Here is a 15,909-nt window from a genome sequence, read left to right on the forward strand (position 1 = left end):
GTTTGCACGTCGGCTGTCCATGATGTTTTAGGGAGAACCCTTGTCCTGGTTTGATGCAGTTCCACAGTTCGTCCTTGGAGTGGGGTTGCTGTTTCTTCCAGGGCTGGCCGTTGCTTTCGCCGCCCGGCTCCGGGGTGTTCCCGCTGTAGCACTGGCACCCGGCATCAGCCTCTCCATCATCGCGGTTTCCGCCATTGCGGCCCCCTTTGCTGGTTTGTCCTGGTCCCTGCTTCCCGTCCTGGCTTTAACCTTCGTTGTCGCAGCCCTAGCGTTTGGTGCCTCAGTCCTCCTTGCACGGACAAGCAAAGCGGAAAGTGCCTCTGCACACGGCAAGACGGGCTGGATGGATGCCCTCGGACCGCTCGCGGCGGTTGGCATCGCTGCGGTGTTGATCGGCCGTCGTGTCGTACACGCAATTGGCCAGCCCGAGTCCTTTTCTCAAACCTTCGATAACGTCTTCCATCTGAATGCTGTCCGCTACATCCTGGACACCGGTTCCGGTTCTTCACTCACTCTGAACTCAATGACCGGTGCGGCGTCATATCCTGCTGCCTGGCATGATCTTGTGTCCCTTGTCGTTGGCACCAGCGGCTCTGGCATCCCGCTGTCTGTGAACGTTATCAATATCATCGTGGCAGCCGTCGTCTGGCCTCTCGGATGTATATATCTTGCCCGGACAATACTGGGGCCACGGACAGCAGTCAGCATTTCGGCCGGAATCCTTGCCGCCGCCTTCGGCGCTTTTCCCATGTCCCTCCTTGATTTTGGCGTCCTCTACCCGAATTTCCTGGCAGTAGCCCTGCTGCCGATGGTGATCGCAGTGGCATTGGAAGCCCTCGGACTGGCTGCCGTGCGAACTCAATCCAGGGTGCTGGCCGTGCTTCTCCTGCTTGCCGTTCTTCCCGGCCTTGCACTTGCACACCCGAGTGCCGCCATGGCCTGGATGGCACTGATGCTGCCGCCTGCTATGTATGCATGGGGCCGGGCCCTTCTGGCGGTGATCAGGTCGCGGCAGGGTCGGGGACGTGTTGTGGCAATCGTGGCGTTGGTCATCACGCTGGTGGTCGCCGTCGTCGTCGTCCGGAGTCTTTGGGAGGCCGTCCGCCCGCCTGCTGAAGCAGCCTTTTGGCCCCCTGTGGAAACAAGTGGGCAGGCAATTGGGGAAGTAATCTCTAGTTCAGCCATCGGGCGTCCTGTTGCTTGGGCCGTCATGGTTCTGACGCTTTTTGGAGCTTACGCCACCATGCGCTCCGGCCGGCAGGTGTGGTGGTTGGGGACTTACGCAGTGGCTGCGTTCCTTTTCTTGGTCGTTAGCTCCTTCCCCGCCGACGACTTCAGGATGTTTGTGAGCGGTATCTGGTACAACGATCCACCGAGGCTTGCCGCGCTTCTGCCGCTGGTGACTGTGCCATTGGCCTGCCACGGTGCCGTATCGCTTTGGGACCTTTTGATGACGATGTTTAGAACCGGGATGCGGCGACCAGCGAAACCACTGGCAGACGCGCCAGTGTTGAGGGCAGTATTTTCCCGTCCGGCAACTCTCACCGTTATTGCCGGCATCATCCTGGCCATGGGCATGACGGCTGCCACACAACGTGGAAATGTCCGGCAGGCCGAGGATTCCATGTCCGGGTCCTACCGGTTATCTGAGGATTCGCCCTTGATCTCAACTGACGAACTGGCGTTGATTCAGCGTTTACCGGATGAGGTTCCTGAAGATGCTCTACTGGTGGGTAACCCATGGAATGGCAGCTCCCTGGCTTACGCCCTCGCCGATCGCAAACTTGTCCAACTGCATATCCTCAGTGCCGTTCCTGAAGGAACAGCTCCACTTCTGAATGGTCCTGCACCTGCTAGGGACGATCCCGATGTCTGCCCAACAGTTGAGCGGTTGAAGCTGGAATATATTTTGGACTTCGGCCATCGCGAAGTGCACGGCAGGGACAGCGGATACAAGGGGCTGGACCGCCTGATCGCTGCAGGCATGGCAACTCTTGAGGACTCGGAAGGCGAAGCACGGCTCTACAAGCTGCAATTGTGTAGTCAGTAGCAAGGGCAGGGGCTCTGTTGGGCAGCAGGGCATGTAAGGGCGGGGGCCGGCACGTTTTGGCCTAGACCGCGTTTTTGAGATGAAGCCTCAAGATCCGTAGCTGGAAGAGTGCGACGGCCACCTCGGAAATGGCCATGCCCCAAATAACGCCAGCAACGCCAAAGGTGAAAGCGCCGATGACTATCAGGGGCGTGCCCAATACGGCACCGATCACGGTGGACAAGGCCAGGTGCCTTGCCCTGCCAATGGGCACAAGGCAAGCCAGTCCTATAACCTGGGAAACAGCAACCGCTGCGAAGCTGACACCCACGGGAGAGCTGAGCTCAAACCCAAATTCTGTAGGTGCCTGGACAAGAATCTGGGCGGCGAGCGGACCCATCAGCACCATGGCGGTGCCACCAGCCAGTCCGAGAGCGGGGGCGAACTGAGCGGCCCTCCTGATGCGGTGCGTCATGGACTCGACCCCGCCTTCCGGAATCCAGCCTTGAACGAACTGCAGTACGGGCGAGAACGCTGTTACGGCAAAACGGAACAGCCGGTCTGCTATCGCGTAGCTGTCCAGTTGGGTTGGGATGAAGGTATTGACCACCAGTATCGGCAGGTTCACGTAGAAGCTTCCCGTCGCCGCAGTGACAACTCCATGGCGCTGCTTCGACATTTGCTTGAGGGAGTTACGTACAGCAAAATCCGCGACAAGGCCATGTCCTCCGCGAAGTACCACGAAGGCGCTGACGGAAACAGCAGCGACGTTGAAAATGAGCTGTGTAACAACCATCATCGTGAAGTTTGTAGTGGCAACCAGGACTATGAGGCCCACAACGGTGCCAAGAAGTTGTGGGAGTGCGTCGTAGAGGAAGAGCCGGAGTGGACGGCCTTCCCCCACGAAGTACCAGGAAGCCCCCACAAACGGCAGGAGATAGGCTACGGAGGCGACGGAGACGAAAACCGCTTCTGCAGGTCGGAGCAGGATCATCAAAAGGACCATCAGCGGAGCACCGACAAGGAGGAGATAACAGCGGGTTACCAAGGAATCCAAAAAGAGCTGCGGCCGTTTATGTATCGGTGCTGATGCCACCAACCCCGGACCGATCGTCCCCCACCCGAACGCAACCAGCACCCCGAACAACGTCGCCTGCGACTGCACCAGGACCTGCACAGCCCATGCGTCAGCCCCGACCATCCGGGTGATGACAGGGATTGCCAGGAGCCCGACAATGGTCCCGGCTCCAACTGTGAGAGCGAAAGTACCAAGCCTCAGGAGAGCGGCCACGATTGCTTGCATGAGGCGGAATTCAACCTTTCGTACCTGGGCGCAGGGTAGCGCCAAAAGCTCAAGCCTAATGCTGCAGCCGGTCGATGGCGCGCTTTGGTCGTACGGGGTTCGACTAAGCTGTAGGGGTAACCCCGCACCGCAAAGTCAGGATGGCCCATGTCCGTAGCAGCCGTTGTCGTGTCCTATAACAGGCTGGACTACCTCAAAAAATGCCTGAAGGCATTGGAAGAACAGACGCGGCCGCTCGACGAGATCATAGTAGTTGAAAACGGCTCCACCGATGGCAGCGCGGATTACATCCGGCAAAATCACCCCGGGATAACTCTTTTTGAAACCGGGGCCAATTTAGGCGGGGCAGGAGGGTTTGCCTGGGGAGTCGAGATTGCGCTCAAACACGGACACAGTTCAGCATGGCTGATGGACGACGATGCGGAGCCGCGCAAAGATGCTTTGGCGCCACTCCTGGAAGCGATGGAAAGTGAACCGCGACCTGGATTCGCAGCCCCCCTTGTCGAAGATGACAAAGGGGACATCGTGCAGGGTAACCTGCCTACGATTTCGACAGACCCCTTGGCGCAGTTGCGTGCCCAGAAGCTGGGGGGCATCGCTCTTGCTCACGCTACCTTTGTGGGCGTACTGGTAGACCTGAAGCTCGCCGCTACGATGCCCCTTCCACACGCCGACTTCTTCATCTGGTTTGACGACGTCGAATACACCAAACGCCTGGCCCGGGCTTCGTTCGGTGTCCATGTTGTTAATGCCCGCATGAAGCACCCTAACAATGCCGGTGTGCTCGATATGGGCGGGCGTCTTTACTATTACCTGCGAAACCAGTTGTGGATCACCCGCCTTAACCCGCGACCCTGGTCACTCACGCAACGCCCCATTTTCAGGCTTGCTGAGCTGTTGGTCCTGGCCTTGCGCCAGTTCCGGGTAGCCAGCAATAAGACGCTCTGGCTTTCCAGCAGCCTTAGGGGCCTTAGTGAAGGATTGCTTAGGCTACCCACGGCTCGACGACCAGGCGAACTGTTGGATTCCCTGCCATCGGATAAGCGAAACAGGCTCGCTGCCTGGCCTTAGCTACCCCAACGCCTGAGTGCGGCGCCCATGAGAATCTCCAGGACCCTCATGGGGGGTACGTTCCCACCGCGCATCCCCCTGATGAGGAGCCGGATGAGGGCGGCGCAATGCGGGCGACTGTAAACCGCGAGTGCATGTTCGAGGCCATCCAAGGGCGGGATTCCCCTTAGCGCAAGACGATCCCTAAGTGTTTGGGCCATCAATTGGCGCCACCCCAGCCCGGTCTTATAGATAATCCTGCAGATACTTCTCGGCGAGGCATTGCCTTCATAGCGGCGCACGAAGCGGAAGGTATTGCGGATTGAGCTCAACAGGCGCTGTCGGGATTCACCAACTACATTGCCTCCGTGCTGTATGTAGTCCTGAAGTACGAGGTTTTGCACCTTCACTCCACCCACTGCCAACGCGCAGATGCCGATCCAGTGGTCGTGATACTGGGCGGGGGTAGGCATGGAGGGAAACGGCAGCGCGAGATTAAGAACCTCACGCCTAAAGACGCACAAGGAACCCGTAACCTGATTGTTAGCGATGAGGTCAGCTGCCCCAACGCTTCTTCTGTCGGTTAAATTGCCTTTTGTCGGGTCCCTGTCCGTGGCTGAAATCTCAGGTGAAACAACCCGGGCCTGGCCCGTCACTAATGCAGTTTCATCGAGCTGGGGGAGCAGTGTCGATAGCTTTTCCGAATACCAATAGTCGTCCTGATCACTTAAGGCAACCCACCGCGCTTCGGCGGGTACTTCTTTTAGTGCGCGTTCGAAGTTGTGGTGAAAGCCAAGGCGATTCTCATAGCCAAGAACACGAAAGCGGTCATCCTGACCGCACGCCCTCCGGACCATCGCCCTCACCGGCTCAGGATTTCCGTCTACCGATATGAGGCACACGAACTGGGTATGGGTCTGCGCCTGGATTGATTGAAGCTGACGGGCAAACATCGGTTCGTCAGGCTTGTAAGCGGCAAGGGCGATGGCACCAAAGGAAGCTGCATAAGCTCCTGCTGCGGCGCGTGGCGCGGCGCTCACTGCTTCCCCAGCTTCCGGGCAAGGGCAACAAGGAAAGCGCGGAGCAACATGATCCTTGCACGGAAGATCACCGTAAGAGGACGCCGGGACTTCGGGGTCGTGTTCTGGTCATGCAGCCGGCGGGCTACCGTGGCAGTCTCAACATGAGCCATATCCCGGTGGAGGTTCCCCACGATGGCAATCCACTGATCGTGCGTCTCATTGAGGAATGCCGGAAAGGGAAGGATCAGTTTCTTGCCCGCCGCGCGGAAAGCCATGGTGCACCCATAGTAGGGCCGCACTCCGATCCACGTGGTGATGAGATTGGCTATCCAGCGGGGGCCGTCTGCCTGCTTCAACTGAACTTTCTGCAGTTTGTTCGCAGGGCCGCCAAAAACGCTGAAATTGCTGGCCACAAACTTCTTGTCCTGCAATGAGTTCACCAAAAGGTCCAGCCGTCCGGGCAGCCATACATCGTCCTGGTCAGACAGCAGGATGAATTCGCCTTTGCTGGCGGTGATGGCCCGTTCGAAACTGGCGACGTAACCCCTGTTTTCCGGGTTGGCCAGCAGCACGATCCGGGGGTCGCCCAGGCTTCGTACTACATCGACTGTCCCGTCCCTGGACGCGTCGTCGACGACAATCAGCTCATCTTCGGGAGACAGCTGCTCCAGGATGGATTGGATCTGCTCGGTTACATAGTCCTGCCCGTTGTAAGTCGCCATGCATACAGAGACCCTTGGGGCGTGTTTGGCGTTCATGCGCTGATCCGCAGTTTAAACGCAGGATCAATCTTGCCAAGCCGTCCCAGCCAGCCGTCCCAACATCCGCGGACAAAGGCACGCAGTTGGCCCTTACGGTTGGCTCCGTACAGCAGCCTGAAGATGTCGCTCTCCAGCTGGAACCGAAGCCGTCGGACCAGCCAGCCGGGGAACCTGGCCCCGTATTGCCGCCACAGGTAAATGCTGTTGCGGGTCATGTAGTAGACGCGAAAAGGTGGGTGGGAGTGCACGTGACGCTTCACACCCAGGACGCTCACATGCCAGCCCAAAAGCATCATGGGCTGTGCATGGCCCAGGGCATGCGTCATGTTGCATCCCTTGCCGATCAGGGTGGCCAGGCCATGAGAGCGTACGCGCAGGTTGAATTCGGAATCAACGCAATCAATAAACAGGCGCTCATCCAAAACACCCACCACTTTAAGGGTGGTCACGGGGATCAGGGCGCCTGACTGCAAGGGGTCGAACGCTTCCGGGAATTCGGCCCTTCGGGTGAGCAGCGGGACGTGCAATCCATTGTGCGATTCTGCACTCACCAGTCCGGCCTCCACACCCTGGGCCTTGGCCTCGAAATAGGTGTGCAGCGCGGCGGCTATGTAGCCTTCATCCAAGGCGGAATCCTGGTCCAGCGTCACCACAAAATCGGGGGACCACGCTGCAAGGGCTGCTTCGATACCCTTGTTCAGTGCGGCAGCGATTCCTACGTTGCCGGGCATCCGGATAACGGTGCACCCTAATGCCTCCAACTCCTGCAGCACCGGGTTTTTCCCCGTTGCATCAGAGCCATCGTCCACCACTACGGTATGAAGTACCTGCGCGTTGAGTGCCTGGACCCTCACAGGCAGGTCTGCAGGCGGGTGGAAAGCTGAAATGATGGCCACCACGCGGGCGTCACTCTGGTGCGTCACGTCTTTAATGTTCCTTTTCGCTTACCCACAAAGACCGTACCGAAGTGTGGGAACTGTCAGACAGCAGGGTTCAGTCTATCGTCGGCGGGTGATGCCCTCCATTTATGCCCGCGGTCACTCTTGACCGGCAGTCAACACGAAAGAAAGCCTTCGTATTCTACGGGGTAGCATTGACGGGGTGCTCATCTCCGGGCAGACGTTTCAAAAACGGTGTTGATTCAAGAAAAGGACCTACCTGGCACATGGCCATTGATGTATTGCTTCCCTACTATGGGGATGTCGACCTGATGAAACTTGCCGCTCAGAGCGTCATGAGCCAGCAGTTCGAGGATTGGCGCCTCATCGTGGTGGACGACGGCTACCCAAGCCCGGAACCCCAGCGCTGGTTCGAATCGATGTCTGACCCTAGGGTGAGTTACCGCAAGAACGAGACAAATCTCGGTGCGAACGGCAACTACCGTAAAGCCCTGGAGATGGCCGAGGCGCCGATCGTTGTGGTCATGGGTGCAGATGACATCATGCTCCCGAACTACCTGGATGTCGTCTCCAAAGCCTTTGATGCATTTCCCGAAGCCAGCGTCGTCCAGCCAGGGGTCCAGGTCATCGATGAGCGGGGACGCGCCTGCTCGCCGCTGGTTGACATTGTCAAGAAGATTTACGCTCCCTCGACCAAGGACCGGGCCCTCCTCCAGGGCGAGAAGATGGCGACCAGCCTCGTCCGCGCCGACTGGGCGTACTTTCCCTCCCTCGCATGGCGTACCGATGTCATCCGCCGGATTGGATTCAGAGAGGGCCTGCATGTGGTCCAGGACCTTGCATTGCTGCTGGACATTGCCGCCGAGGGCGGCTCCATGGTGGTGGACCCCACCTTGGCTTTTCTGTACCGCCGCCACTCCGCATCCGACTCCTCCGTCAAGGCGCTTGACGGACGGCGCTTCGATGAGGAACGGGCATTCTTTGAGGGCCAGGCAAAGCGCTTCCGGGAGTTGGGTTGGCTGGGCACCTCGCGGGCTGCTGCATTTCATACAACTTCAAGGCTGAATGCGGCCACCCTGGTTGCACGCGCGCTGGCCATCGGAAAAACGGACTCCCTGCCCAGGCTGTTGAAGCACGTCGTTTCCTAGTCCTGCCCCAACGCAAAACCAGGTGGCTTCCCGTTCTGGGGAGCCACCTGGGCTGTTTAAGCGGCTGTCTCGGGAGGGTTGCCGGGTCGCCGGCTCTGCTCGAGAGGTTTGGTACGGAGTTCCAGCTGCCGGGCCTCCATTTCAAGCATCTTCAGGCGGAGGATACCAACTTCCTCCGCCAAGACCCTGATCTCGTCCTCAGCCTGCGACTGTTCGAAGGAGAGATGAAGGCAGACCAGAACGAGCAGCAGCAGCGCCATTGCGAAGAGGAGGTTCGAGGGAACCTGGACGCCGAGGATGCCGCTGGCCCAGAAAAGGAGCTGCGGAAAAGCGACCAGTACCAGCAGACCAATACCGATGACGATCCAGAGGACGGCGTACTTCTCCCGCAGGTGCCGCCGGCGCAGCAGTTCGAAGATGACAAGCAGGATGACGAGCACAAAGATAAAGCCAACCAGGGTGGCCATGTGAACTCCTAGTTCGATGACGGTTCGTTCTTCTTGCGCGTCAGGGCGAAGAGAAGAGCAAAAGCTGACCGGCCCAGATAGACGGCAGCTTTGATGGGGTCATGGCTGGGTGTTCCGCCTTGGCGTTCCCGCATCGAGACGCCCACCTGGCGCACGGTGCACCCGGAACGGATCGCTACCACCAGGGAATCGATGGTATCTCCCAGGTACTCGGCGGGATAGTGGTCCACATACTGGCGGATTGCTTTGGCATTTGCAGCACGGAAGCCGGAGGTCACGTCGGTGAGCCGGGTGCCGGCAATGCGCGAGATAGTCCAGGCCAGGACATTCATGGCCCACTTCCGGGGTCCGCGGACCGTGTAGGTGCCTTTATCCGCGAAACGGGCACCGATGACAATGTCGGCTTCCCGCAGGCCGTCCAGGACGGACTTGATGTCACGCGGGTCGTGCTGGCCATCGGAGTCAACCTGGATGACCTGCGTGTAGCCGTGCATCTTCGCGTACTTGAAGCCGGTCCGCATGGCCCCGCCCACTCCCATATTGAACGGGAGCTGTACTACCAGGGCGCCTGCGTCGCGCGCTACTTGGGCAGTACTGTCGCGCGAGCCGTCGTCCACCACAAGGACATCGCAGGCCGGTCCGAACTCGAAGACTTCCCGAATTGTGTTACCGATGGCCTCGGATTCGTTCCATGCCGGCATGATGACCAGGGTGCGCTGCGTTTGCTCTGCACTGTTCATGGCTTTTCGACGTCCGACTTCAAATATTCAGTCAACCGCTCGTTGGCGTCCGGCACGTCGAAGCCGGTCCGGCGGATCTTTGCCAGATCCATGGTGCTGTTCAGGGGCCGGGGGGCAGCAGCTTTGTCAGCGAAATACTCCGCAGTTGTGATGCCAGTGACATCGCCTCTCGATGCGCCGGACTGTTCGTAGACGTCCGCGGCGATGTCAGCCCAGCTTCTGGTCGGTCCGTCATTGCTGAAGTTGTAGGTTCCGAATTCCGCTTCGGTGTCCAGCAGATGCCTGATGACGGCAGCGATGTCTGCAGTGAAGCTGAGCCGGCCGGTCTGATCATTCACGACGGACGGCTTCACACCCTTGGCCGCCAGATTGGCCATCGTACGGACGAAGTTGTTGCCTTCTCCGATGACCCAGCTGGTGCGGACGATGAAGTGGCGCGGAACGACGCTGACGATCGCGTCCCCGGCTGCCTTCGTTTGTCCATACACGCCCAGGGGCGTAAAAGGCTCATTCTCCTCATGAACCTCACGGACGCCGTCAAATACATAGTCTGACGAGACATGCACCAGTGTGAGGTTGTGTTCGACGGCGGTCCTGGCCAGGAGTGCCACCGCCGTGACGTTGACCTCCCAAGCGGCCGCACGGCCCTCAGGGGTTTCGGCAGCGTCGACTGCGGTGTAGGCCGCCGCATTGATGATTGCCGAGTAGTTCTTCCAGTTGCGGTTATTGAAGGACTCCGCCTTGGTGAGATCAAACTCACGGCGGGATGCAAACTCCACTGATGGATCGCCGTCATAAATATTGCGGAGCGCTTTGCCCAGCTGGCCGTCCGCCCCTACCACGAGCGTCTTTTTGGCTGGCATCGGGGACACTTTCCCTAGCCTCGGATGCGCCTTGTCCTTATCGGAGAGCTCTGCCTGGTCGAGCGGGATGGGCCAGGAGATGCCAGCTGTCTCGTCCGCGAGGTTGAGGAAGGTGTACTGTCCCTGCGCATCGGCGGACCAGTGGTCGTTCACAAGGTAGGTGTAGGCAGTGTTGTCCTCCAGGGTCTGGAAGGCGTTGCCCACGCCGCGTGGAATGAAGATCGCCTGGCTGGGGTCCAGCTCCGCGGTGAAGACGGCCCCAAAGGAAGGCCCTTCCCTTAGGTCCACCCAGGCTCCAAAGATCCTGCCGGTCGCCACGGAGATGAATTTATCCCAGGGCTCGGCATGAATGCCGCGGGTAGTTCCGGCCTTCTCGTTGAAGGAGATGTTGTTTTGGACGGGGCGGAAGTCGGGGAGACCCAGGGCAACCATCTTCTCCCGCTGCCAGTTTTCCTTGAACCAGCCCCGGTTGTCGCCGTGGACTGGAAGGTCATAAAGAACGACGCCAGGAATGGGTGTTTCGTGGGCAGCGAGCCTTTTAGAGAACTCCAAAGACATGGACTACTGGCCCTGTTCCTTGTACTTGGCTTCGGTAGCTGCTTTTTGAGGGCGCCACCAGTCTTCGTTGTCCCGATACCACGCAATGGTGTCCTCGATGCCGGCATCAAAGTTGGAAAATTGCGGTTCCCAGCCCAGTTCGTTCCGGAGCTTGCTGGAGTCGATTGCATAACGCAGGTCGTGGCCTGGCCGGTCCACCACATGGTCGTACGCGTCCGGGGCCTGGCCCATGTGTTTGAGGATCAGTTCGACGACGTCCTTATTGTTCTTCTCACCGTCCGCGCCAATGAGGTAGGTTTCACCGATCTTGCCCTTGGCAATGATTGTCAGGACGGCGGAGGAGTGGTCGTTGGCATGGATCCAGTCCCGGACGTTCTCGCCCTTGCCGTAAAGCTTCGGGCGGATCCCGTCGATGACGTTGGTGATCTGCCGGGGGATGAACTTTTCCACGTGCTGGTAAGGGCCGTAGTTGTTGGAGCAGTTGCTGATAGTAGCCTGCAGCCCGAAGGAGCGGACCCATGCCCGGACCAGCAGGTCGGAACCTGCTTTGGTGGAGGAGTAGGGGCTGGACGGGTTATAGGGAGTTTGTTCGGTGAAGCGTTCCGGGTCGTTAAGTTCCAGATCGCCGTAGACCTCGTCGGTGGAGATATGGTGGAAGCGCTTGCTGTGTTTCCGGGCCGCCTCGATCAGCGTGTAGGTACCGATGATGTTTGTGTCCAGGAACGGGCGGGGATCGTGCAGTGAGTTGTCGTTGTGCGATTCAGCAGCGTAGTGCACGACGATGTCCGATTCAGAAACCAGGGGATCGACGGTACCGGCGTCTGCGATATCGCCCTCGACGAACGTAAACCGTTCCTCGGGCAGGCCCTTCAGCGATTCCCGGTTGCCGGCGTAGGTCAGCTTGTCCAGCACAGTGACATGGGAGTCTGTATTTTCTAGCGCATAGTGGACAAAATTAGAGCCGATGAAGCCGGCTCCGCCGGTAACAAGAAGTCGCTGCATAATTCCCAAGGGTACCGGATTTGCTGCGGCTGTTAGCGAAGGGAAAGATGGGGGCATGCGCGGAATAATACTTGCCGGCGGTACCGGCTCCCGGCTCCATCCCATCACACTGGGCGTTAGCAAGCAGTTGGTCCCGGTCTACGACAAGCCGATGATTTACTACCCGCTGTCCACCCTGATTCTCGCAGGTATCCGGGACATCCTGGTTATCACCACGCCCCACGACGCCGAGCAGTTCGAACGCCTCCTGGGGGACGGCTCGCGTTTTGGCGTCTCCATCACCTATAAGCAGCAGCCATCGCCCGATGGTCTCGCCCAGGCATTCATCCTTGGTGCAGATCACATCGGTGACGACAGTGTGGCTCTGGTCCTGGGTGACAACATTTTCTACGGCCAGGGTATGGGCACGCAGCTTCGCCGCTTCAAGAACATCGACGGCGGAGCTGTCTTCGGCTACTGGGTGAAGGATCCGTCCGCATACGGCGTCGTGGAGTTCGACAGCCTGGGCCGTGCCCTGTCCCTTGAAGAGAAACCGGCCGCTCCAAAAAGCCACTACGCCGTTCCCGGCCTTTACTTTTACGACAACAATGTGGTGGATATCGCAAAGAACCTTGAGCCATCGCCACGGGGTGAGCTGGAGATAACCGACGTCAACCGCTCCTATTTGGCGGCGGGCAAGTTGCAGGTGGAGATACTGCCGCGAGGCACGGCATGGTTGGATACAGGCACCGTCAATGACCTGAATGACGCGTCCAACTTCATCCGCACAGTGGAAAACCGGCAAGGGCTGAAGATTGGTGCTCCCGAAGAGATTTCCTGGCGTCTTGGGTTCCTCACCGATGACGAGCTGAGGGAGCGGGCGGAGCCCTTGGTCAAGAGCGGTTATGGTGCGTACCTTTTGGAACTGCTGGCGGAGAACAAGCTTTAGTGGAAACAGCCGGAAAGCGAGAAAATTTTGAAGGAAAAGGGTGAAGCGGATGCTTCACCCTTTTCCTTTCCCCGGAGCTAGTAGGTGGAAGTCCTGCAGCCGAGGGCCGTGTGGCCAGTCGAGAACGGTGAAATCCCGATACCGTACAGGCACATGGTATAGGTGCCCCGCTGGGTCACGTTTACCTTGACGGAGTATCCGTGAATGCCGGTTATGCCGAACGCCTTGTTGACGTCTGGCCGATCAACCGATGTGGTGAAGGCGTAGCCGGTGGTCTGACCGTCGGGTGCGGTTACGTAGGCGTGAACCGGGTTGGACGAAGCGGAAACGTCGGGGTCAAAGGTCCAGCCGGTCGCCTCCATTGACGTGATTCCACCAGCGGTCCGGATCCCGACAGAATCAACATGACCGACTGGAGTTCCGCTCTTGCCGGCATCAACGGAACGGCATCCGAGAAGCGGGTTACTGACCGCCAAAGGATTGAGTGCAATGGCGTAAACACAGACTTGGTAGACCCCTGGGGCGCTGACGGGTATGGCTGTCGTAAAGCCATGATTACCGGTCACCCCGAGGGCGGCGTTTACATCTGACCGAGGCTGCGATGCTGTGAATGCATAGCTTTTCGTGGTGCCATCAGGAGATTTAACGTACACGTGGACAGGGATGGACTGGCTGGAGTCAGCCCTGTCAACGGCCCAGCCGCCGGCGTTTAGTGAAGCGCTGGTGCTGGTTTTGTTGACCGACACCACGTCCAGGTTGCCCACCGGAGCCGGCGCTGCCGCTGCTTCGACTGTACGGCAGCCCAAGAGAGGGTTTCCAGGGGCCAGGGGACTAAGCGCAATTGCATAAACGCATACCCGGTAAGCCCCTGCTGCAGTAATAGGAATGACAGCAGTGAAGCCGTGGTTGCCCGTCACCGACAAAGCAGTGTTGACGTCAGGTCGGGATTGGGAGGCCGTAAAGGGGTGAGCTTTTGTTGAACCGTCAGGTGACGTCACATTCACCTGCACGTTAATGGATCGCGATGCGTCTCCACGATCCAACGCCCAGCCCCTTACGGAGAGTCCGGCGGTGGTGGCAGTCTTCGCCAGAGCCACTTCGTCCAGGCTGCCGATGGGAGCTGCAGCTGGGGCGAAGTAGATTTTCCGGCATTCAATTTCTGAGTTGCTGTACTGGCCTATTGCGTAGACACAAAGTGTGTGTTCACCACTTTTTGTTATGGGTATCTCATGCTGAAATCCATGATTAGCTCCCAAACGCAGTGCTTGGTCGACATCCGGACGGGACACGTCCGCGCGTATCGCATATCCGGTGCGGGTCCCGTCGGGTGCAGTGATGTAAGCATGGGCTTCCGTGGCTGTGCCCGGGTTGGCAATATCGATCGCCCAGCCGCGAAGTGAAAGTGTTACTTTGTCAGCCGTCCGTACTTCCCTTGCTTCATCCAAATGACCGATGGGCGGCTCCACGCCGCGGGCCTCTATCGACTTGCAGCCAACATACGTGTTGCTAAAGGCGCCGATCGCGTATACGCAGACTTGGTACATTCCTGACTTCAGAATCTGGATCCGCCGCTCAAAACCGTGCTGCCCTGTCACACCAAAGGCTGCATTCACGTCTGGCCGTGGCGTATTGGCTGGAAAGGCATGTCCGGTCCTGGTACCGTCCGGAGCGGTAATGTAGGCATGGACGTCCGTCGAAACGGAAGGCCTGGCGAAATCGACCGCCCAGCCTCGAAGGTCAAGGTCTACCCTGGAGCCGCTGCGTTGCAGTGCCAGTCCATCGAAAGAGCCACCTGGGGCCGGTGCCCCCGCGAACGTTCGCAGCGAAGCGTAATCCCCATTCCACACGTTTGAGTCCCCGGCAAAAGGACCAGTGCTGCTGTACTGCCAGATGCTGTAGGTGCTCCAGCTTGCCGTCGGAACCGGGCCAGCATTGTTTGTTGGGGCGCTGGGGTAGGCCGCGACCCACAAGGGGTAGTCCCCAAACCCTGCGGGGTTGCCCAGGCACTGGTTCCACCAACTGGTGTTCGTGTAAATAACCGGCAGCCGCCCGGTCAATGACCGGACTGTGTTGCCGAAGTCTTTCACCCAAGACTGGAGCTGCGCCGGCGACATGTTGTAGCAGGTGTTGCCGAAGTAGAACCCGTTGATGGTTCGGCCTTCGTAGGGGTTGAATTCAAAGTCCAAAACAGGCGGCATGGTGTATCCGTCAGCGGACCAGCCGCCTCCGTTTTGAACGAAGTATCGGGCCTGGTCTGCTCCTGAGGACCAGTTAGGGATGGCGAAGTGGTAGGCCCCCCGTATCATGCCGATATTGCGCGAGCCCTGGTATTGGGAGCCGTAGTAGGGGTTTTTGTAGTAGTTCCCCTCGGTTGCCTTGACGTAGGCGAAGCGTGCCCCCATGTTCCACTGGTGCTGCCAGTCCACAGTCGGCTGGTGGCCACTGACGTCCAGCCCCTGGATGCCAAATGTAGGCATCCAAGTGCCTTCGGACGCGAGTGATTCGGTGCTGAGACGCCTGAAAGAGTCGGATCCAGCGGTGACGCGGGCGGAGCGCTGCCCCATTTCGGCGCCACCGACGCCGACTGCTTCAGCCATTGAAAGCGTCGTCTCCGGTGAGGGCTGGGTAGGTTGGGGCTCCGCCTCTGTTGTTCCTGCAATGGAAGGAGACGACGTCGGGACGGCTTCCGCGGGCGCCTCCACTTGCGGGCTGCCACTTGGCCCGGGGGAAGCCGTCGCCGTCGGAGCAGGCTCGACCGCGGACGCCACGGGCGAGAAACCGGGACCTGCCACGAGGGAAGCAGCTAAGAGCGCTATTCCTAGAGACTTCAATGCGGGGCGACGGGACTGAGACGGGTTCCGCTTCATTTTTGCTCCGGAGACAATGTGGCGCTCCGCTGAGCGCTCATTTTGGTTGCTGCCCGGGATCTTCCCCCCAGGGAATGCACCTGGACAGGTGTTGCTTCGATGGTTAACGCGCTCACCTTAGCATCGGGAACCTACATGTAACCAGTGGTTCTTATGTTGCAGTTGTGAACAAGGTACAGACAGGACCACCGGGAGAAACTGGCTGCTCTTCAGCAGGTTCTCCACTGGTTGGGACGCGCGGACAGTTCGGCAAAGTGGGCAAGGAGTTACGA

13 protein-coding genes are annotated in these 15,909 nt (G+C 59.0%); 4 read left to right on the plus strand and 9 right to left on the minus strand.

Annotated elements, in window-relative coordinates; translation table 11 throughout:
* Positions 1-40 precede the first annotated feature (40 nt).
* Positions 41-2,050: a DUF6541 family protein gene (locus FDW83_RS04575; RefSeq protein WP_138136394.1), complete on the plus strand. Its 2,010-nt coding sequence runs from the start codon at positions 41-43 to the stop codon at positions 2,048-2,050.
* Positions 2,051-2,111: 61 nt separating this feature from the next.
* On the opposite strand, the gene FDW83_RS04580 is transcribed toward FDW83_RS04575, so the two are convergent.
* On the minus strand, positions 2,112-3,332 hold the full coding sequence (locus FDW83_RS04580; protein ID WP_138136395.1) for a lipopolysaccharide biosynthesis protein: 1,221 nt from the start codon (positions 3,330-3,332) through the stop codon (positions 2,112-2,114).
* Positions 3,333-3,479: 147 nt separating this feature from the next.
* On the opposite strand from FDW83_RS04580, the gene FDW83_RS04585 reads away from it, so the two are divergent.
* Positions 3,480-4,403: a glycosyltransferase family 2 protein gene (locus tag FDW83_RS04585; RefSeq protein ID WP_138136396.1), complete on the plus strand. Its 924-nt coding sequence runs from the start codon at positions 3,480-3,482 to the stop codon at positions 4,401-4,403.
* On the opposite strand, the gene FDW83_RS04590 is transcribed toward FDW83_RS04585, so the two are convergent.
* The 3 genes from FDW83_RS04590 to FDW83_RS04600 are packed head-to-tail and all read right to left on the minus strand — an operon-like array spanning position 4,400 to position 7,088.
* Entirely contained in the window at positions 4,400-5,422 is a 1,023-nt protein-coding gene (locus FDW83_RS04590) for a glycosyltransferase (protein ID WP_240720842.1), read from the minus strand. The two genes, FDW83_RS04585 and FDW83_RS04590, sit on opposite strands and share 4 nt — an antisense overlap.
* Positions 5,419-6,162, minus strand: a complete 744-nt coding sequence (locus FDW83_RS04595) for a glycosyltransferase (protein WP_138136397.1) — start codon at positions 6,160-6,162, stop codon at positions 5,419-5,421. The genes FDW83_RS04590 and FDW83_RS04595 overlap by 4 nt, the downstream gene beginning before the upstream one ends.
* Positions 6,159-7,088 (minus strand): glycosyltransferase, encoded by a 930-nt coding sequence (locus FDW83_RS04600; RefSeq protein ID WP_240720844.1) that lies wholly within the window; start codon positions 7,086-7,088, stop codon positions 6,159-6,161. Before FDW83_RS04600 ends, FDW83_RS04595 begins: the two co-directional genes overlap by 4 nt.
* A 242-nt stretch (positions 7,089-7,330) precedes the next feature.
* Between FDW83_RS04600 and FDW83_RS04605 the strand changes: the two genes are divergently transcribed.
* Complete coding sequence (locus tag FDW83_RS04605) at positions 7,331-8,212, plus strand: glycosyltransferase (protein ID WP_138136398.1); 882 nt, start codon at positions 7,331-7,333, stop codon at positions 8,210-8,212.
* Between the two features lie 56 nt (positions 8,213-8,268).
* On the opposite strand, the gene FDW83_RS04610 is transcribed toward FDW83_RS04605, so the two are convergent.
* Genes FDW83_RS04610 through rfbB form a run of 4 tightly spaced genes read right to left on the minus strand, consistent with a single transcriptional unit; the run spans position 8,269 to position 11,842 of the window.
* Positions 8,269-8,679, minus strand: coding sequence for a DUF2304 domain-containing protein (locus tag FDW83_RS04610; protein ID WP_138136399.1), 411 nt, complete (start codon positions 8,677-8,679; stop codon positions 8,269-8,271).
* A gap of 8 nt (positions 8,680-8,687) precedes the next feature.
* Positions 8,688-9,419: a glycosyltransferase family 2 protein gene (locus FDW83_RS04615; RefSeq protein WP_138136400.1), complete on the minus strand. Its 732-nt coding sequence runs from the start codon at positions 9,417-9,419 to the stop codon at positions 8,688-8,690.
* Positions 9,416-10,840, minus strand: coding sequence for a bifunctional dTDP-4-dehydrorhamnose 3,5-epimerase family protein/NAD(P)-dependent oxidoreductase (locus FDW83_RS04620; protein WP_138136401.1), 1,425 nt, complete (start codon positions 10,838-10,840; stop codon positions 9,416-9,418). The genes FDW83_RS04615 and FDW83_RS04620 overlap by 4 nt, the downstream gene beginning before the upstream one ends.
* A 3-nt stretch (positions 10,841-10,843) precedes the next feature.
* Positions 10,844-11,842, minus strand: coding sequence for a dTDP-glucose 4,6-dehydratase (rfbB, locus tag FDW83_RS04625; RefSeq protein ID WP_138136402.1), 999 nt, complete (start codon positions 11,840-11,842; stop codon positions 10,844-10,846).
* A gap of 55 nt (positions 11,843-11,897) precedes the next feature.
* Between rfbB and rfbA the strand changes: the two genes are divergently transcribed.
* Complete coding sequence (gene rfbA / locus FDW83_RS04630) at positions 11,898-12,770, plus strand: glucose-1-phosphate thymidylyltransferase RfbA (RefSeq protein ID WP_138136403.1); 873 nt, start codon at positions 11,898-11,900, stop codon at positions 12,768-12,770.
* Between the two features lie 77 nt (positions 12,771-12,847).
* Here the strand turns inward: rfbA and FDW83_RS04635 are convergent, their stop codons facing one another.
* Entirely contained in the window at positions 12,848-15,637 is a 2,790-nt protein-coding gene (locus tag FDW83_RS04635; RefSeq protein WP_138136404.1) for a lysozyme, read from the minus strand.
* Positions 15,638-15,909: the final 272 nt, after the last annotated feature.

The sequence above is a fragment of the Pseudarthrobacter sp. NamE2 genome, from assembly GCF_005796205.1.
Lineage (GTDB): Bacteria > Actinomycetota > Actinomycetes > Actinomycetales > Micrococcaceae > Arthrobacter.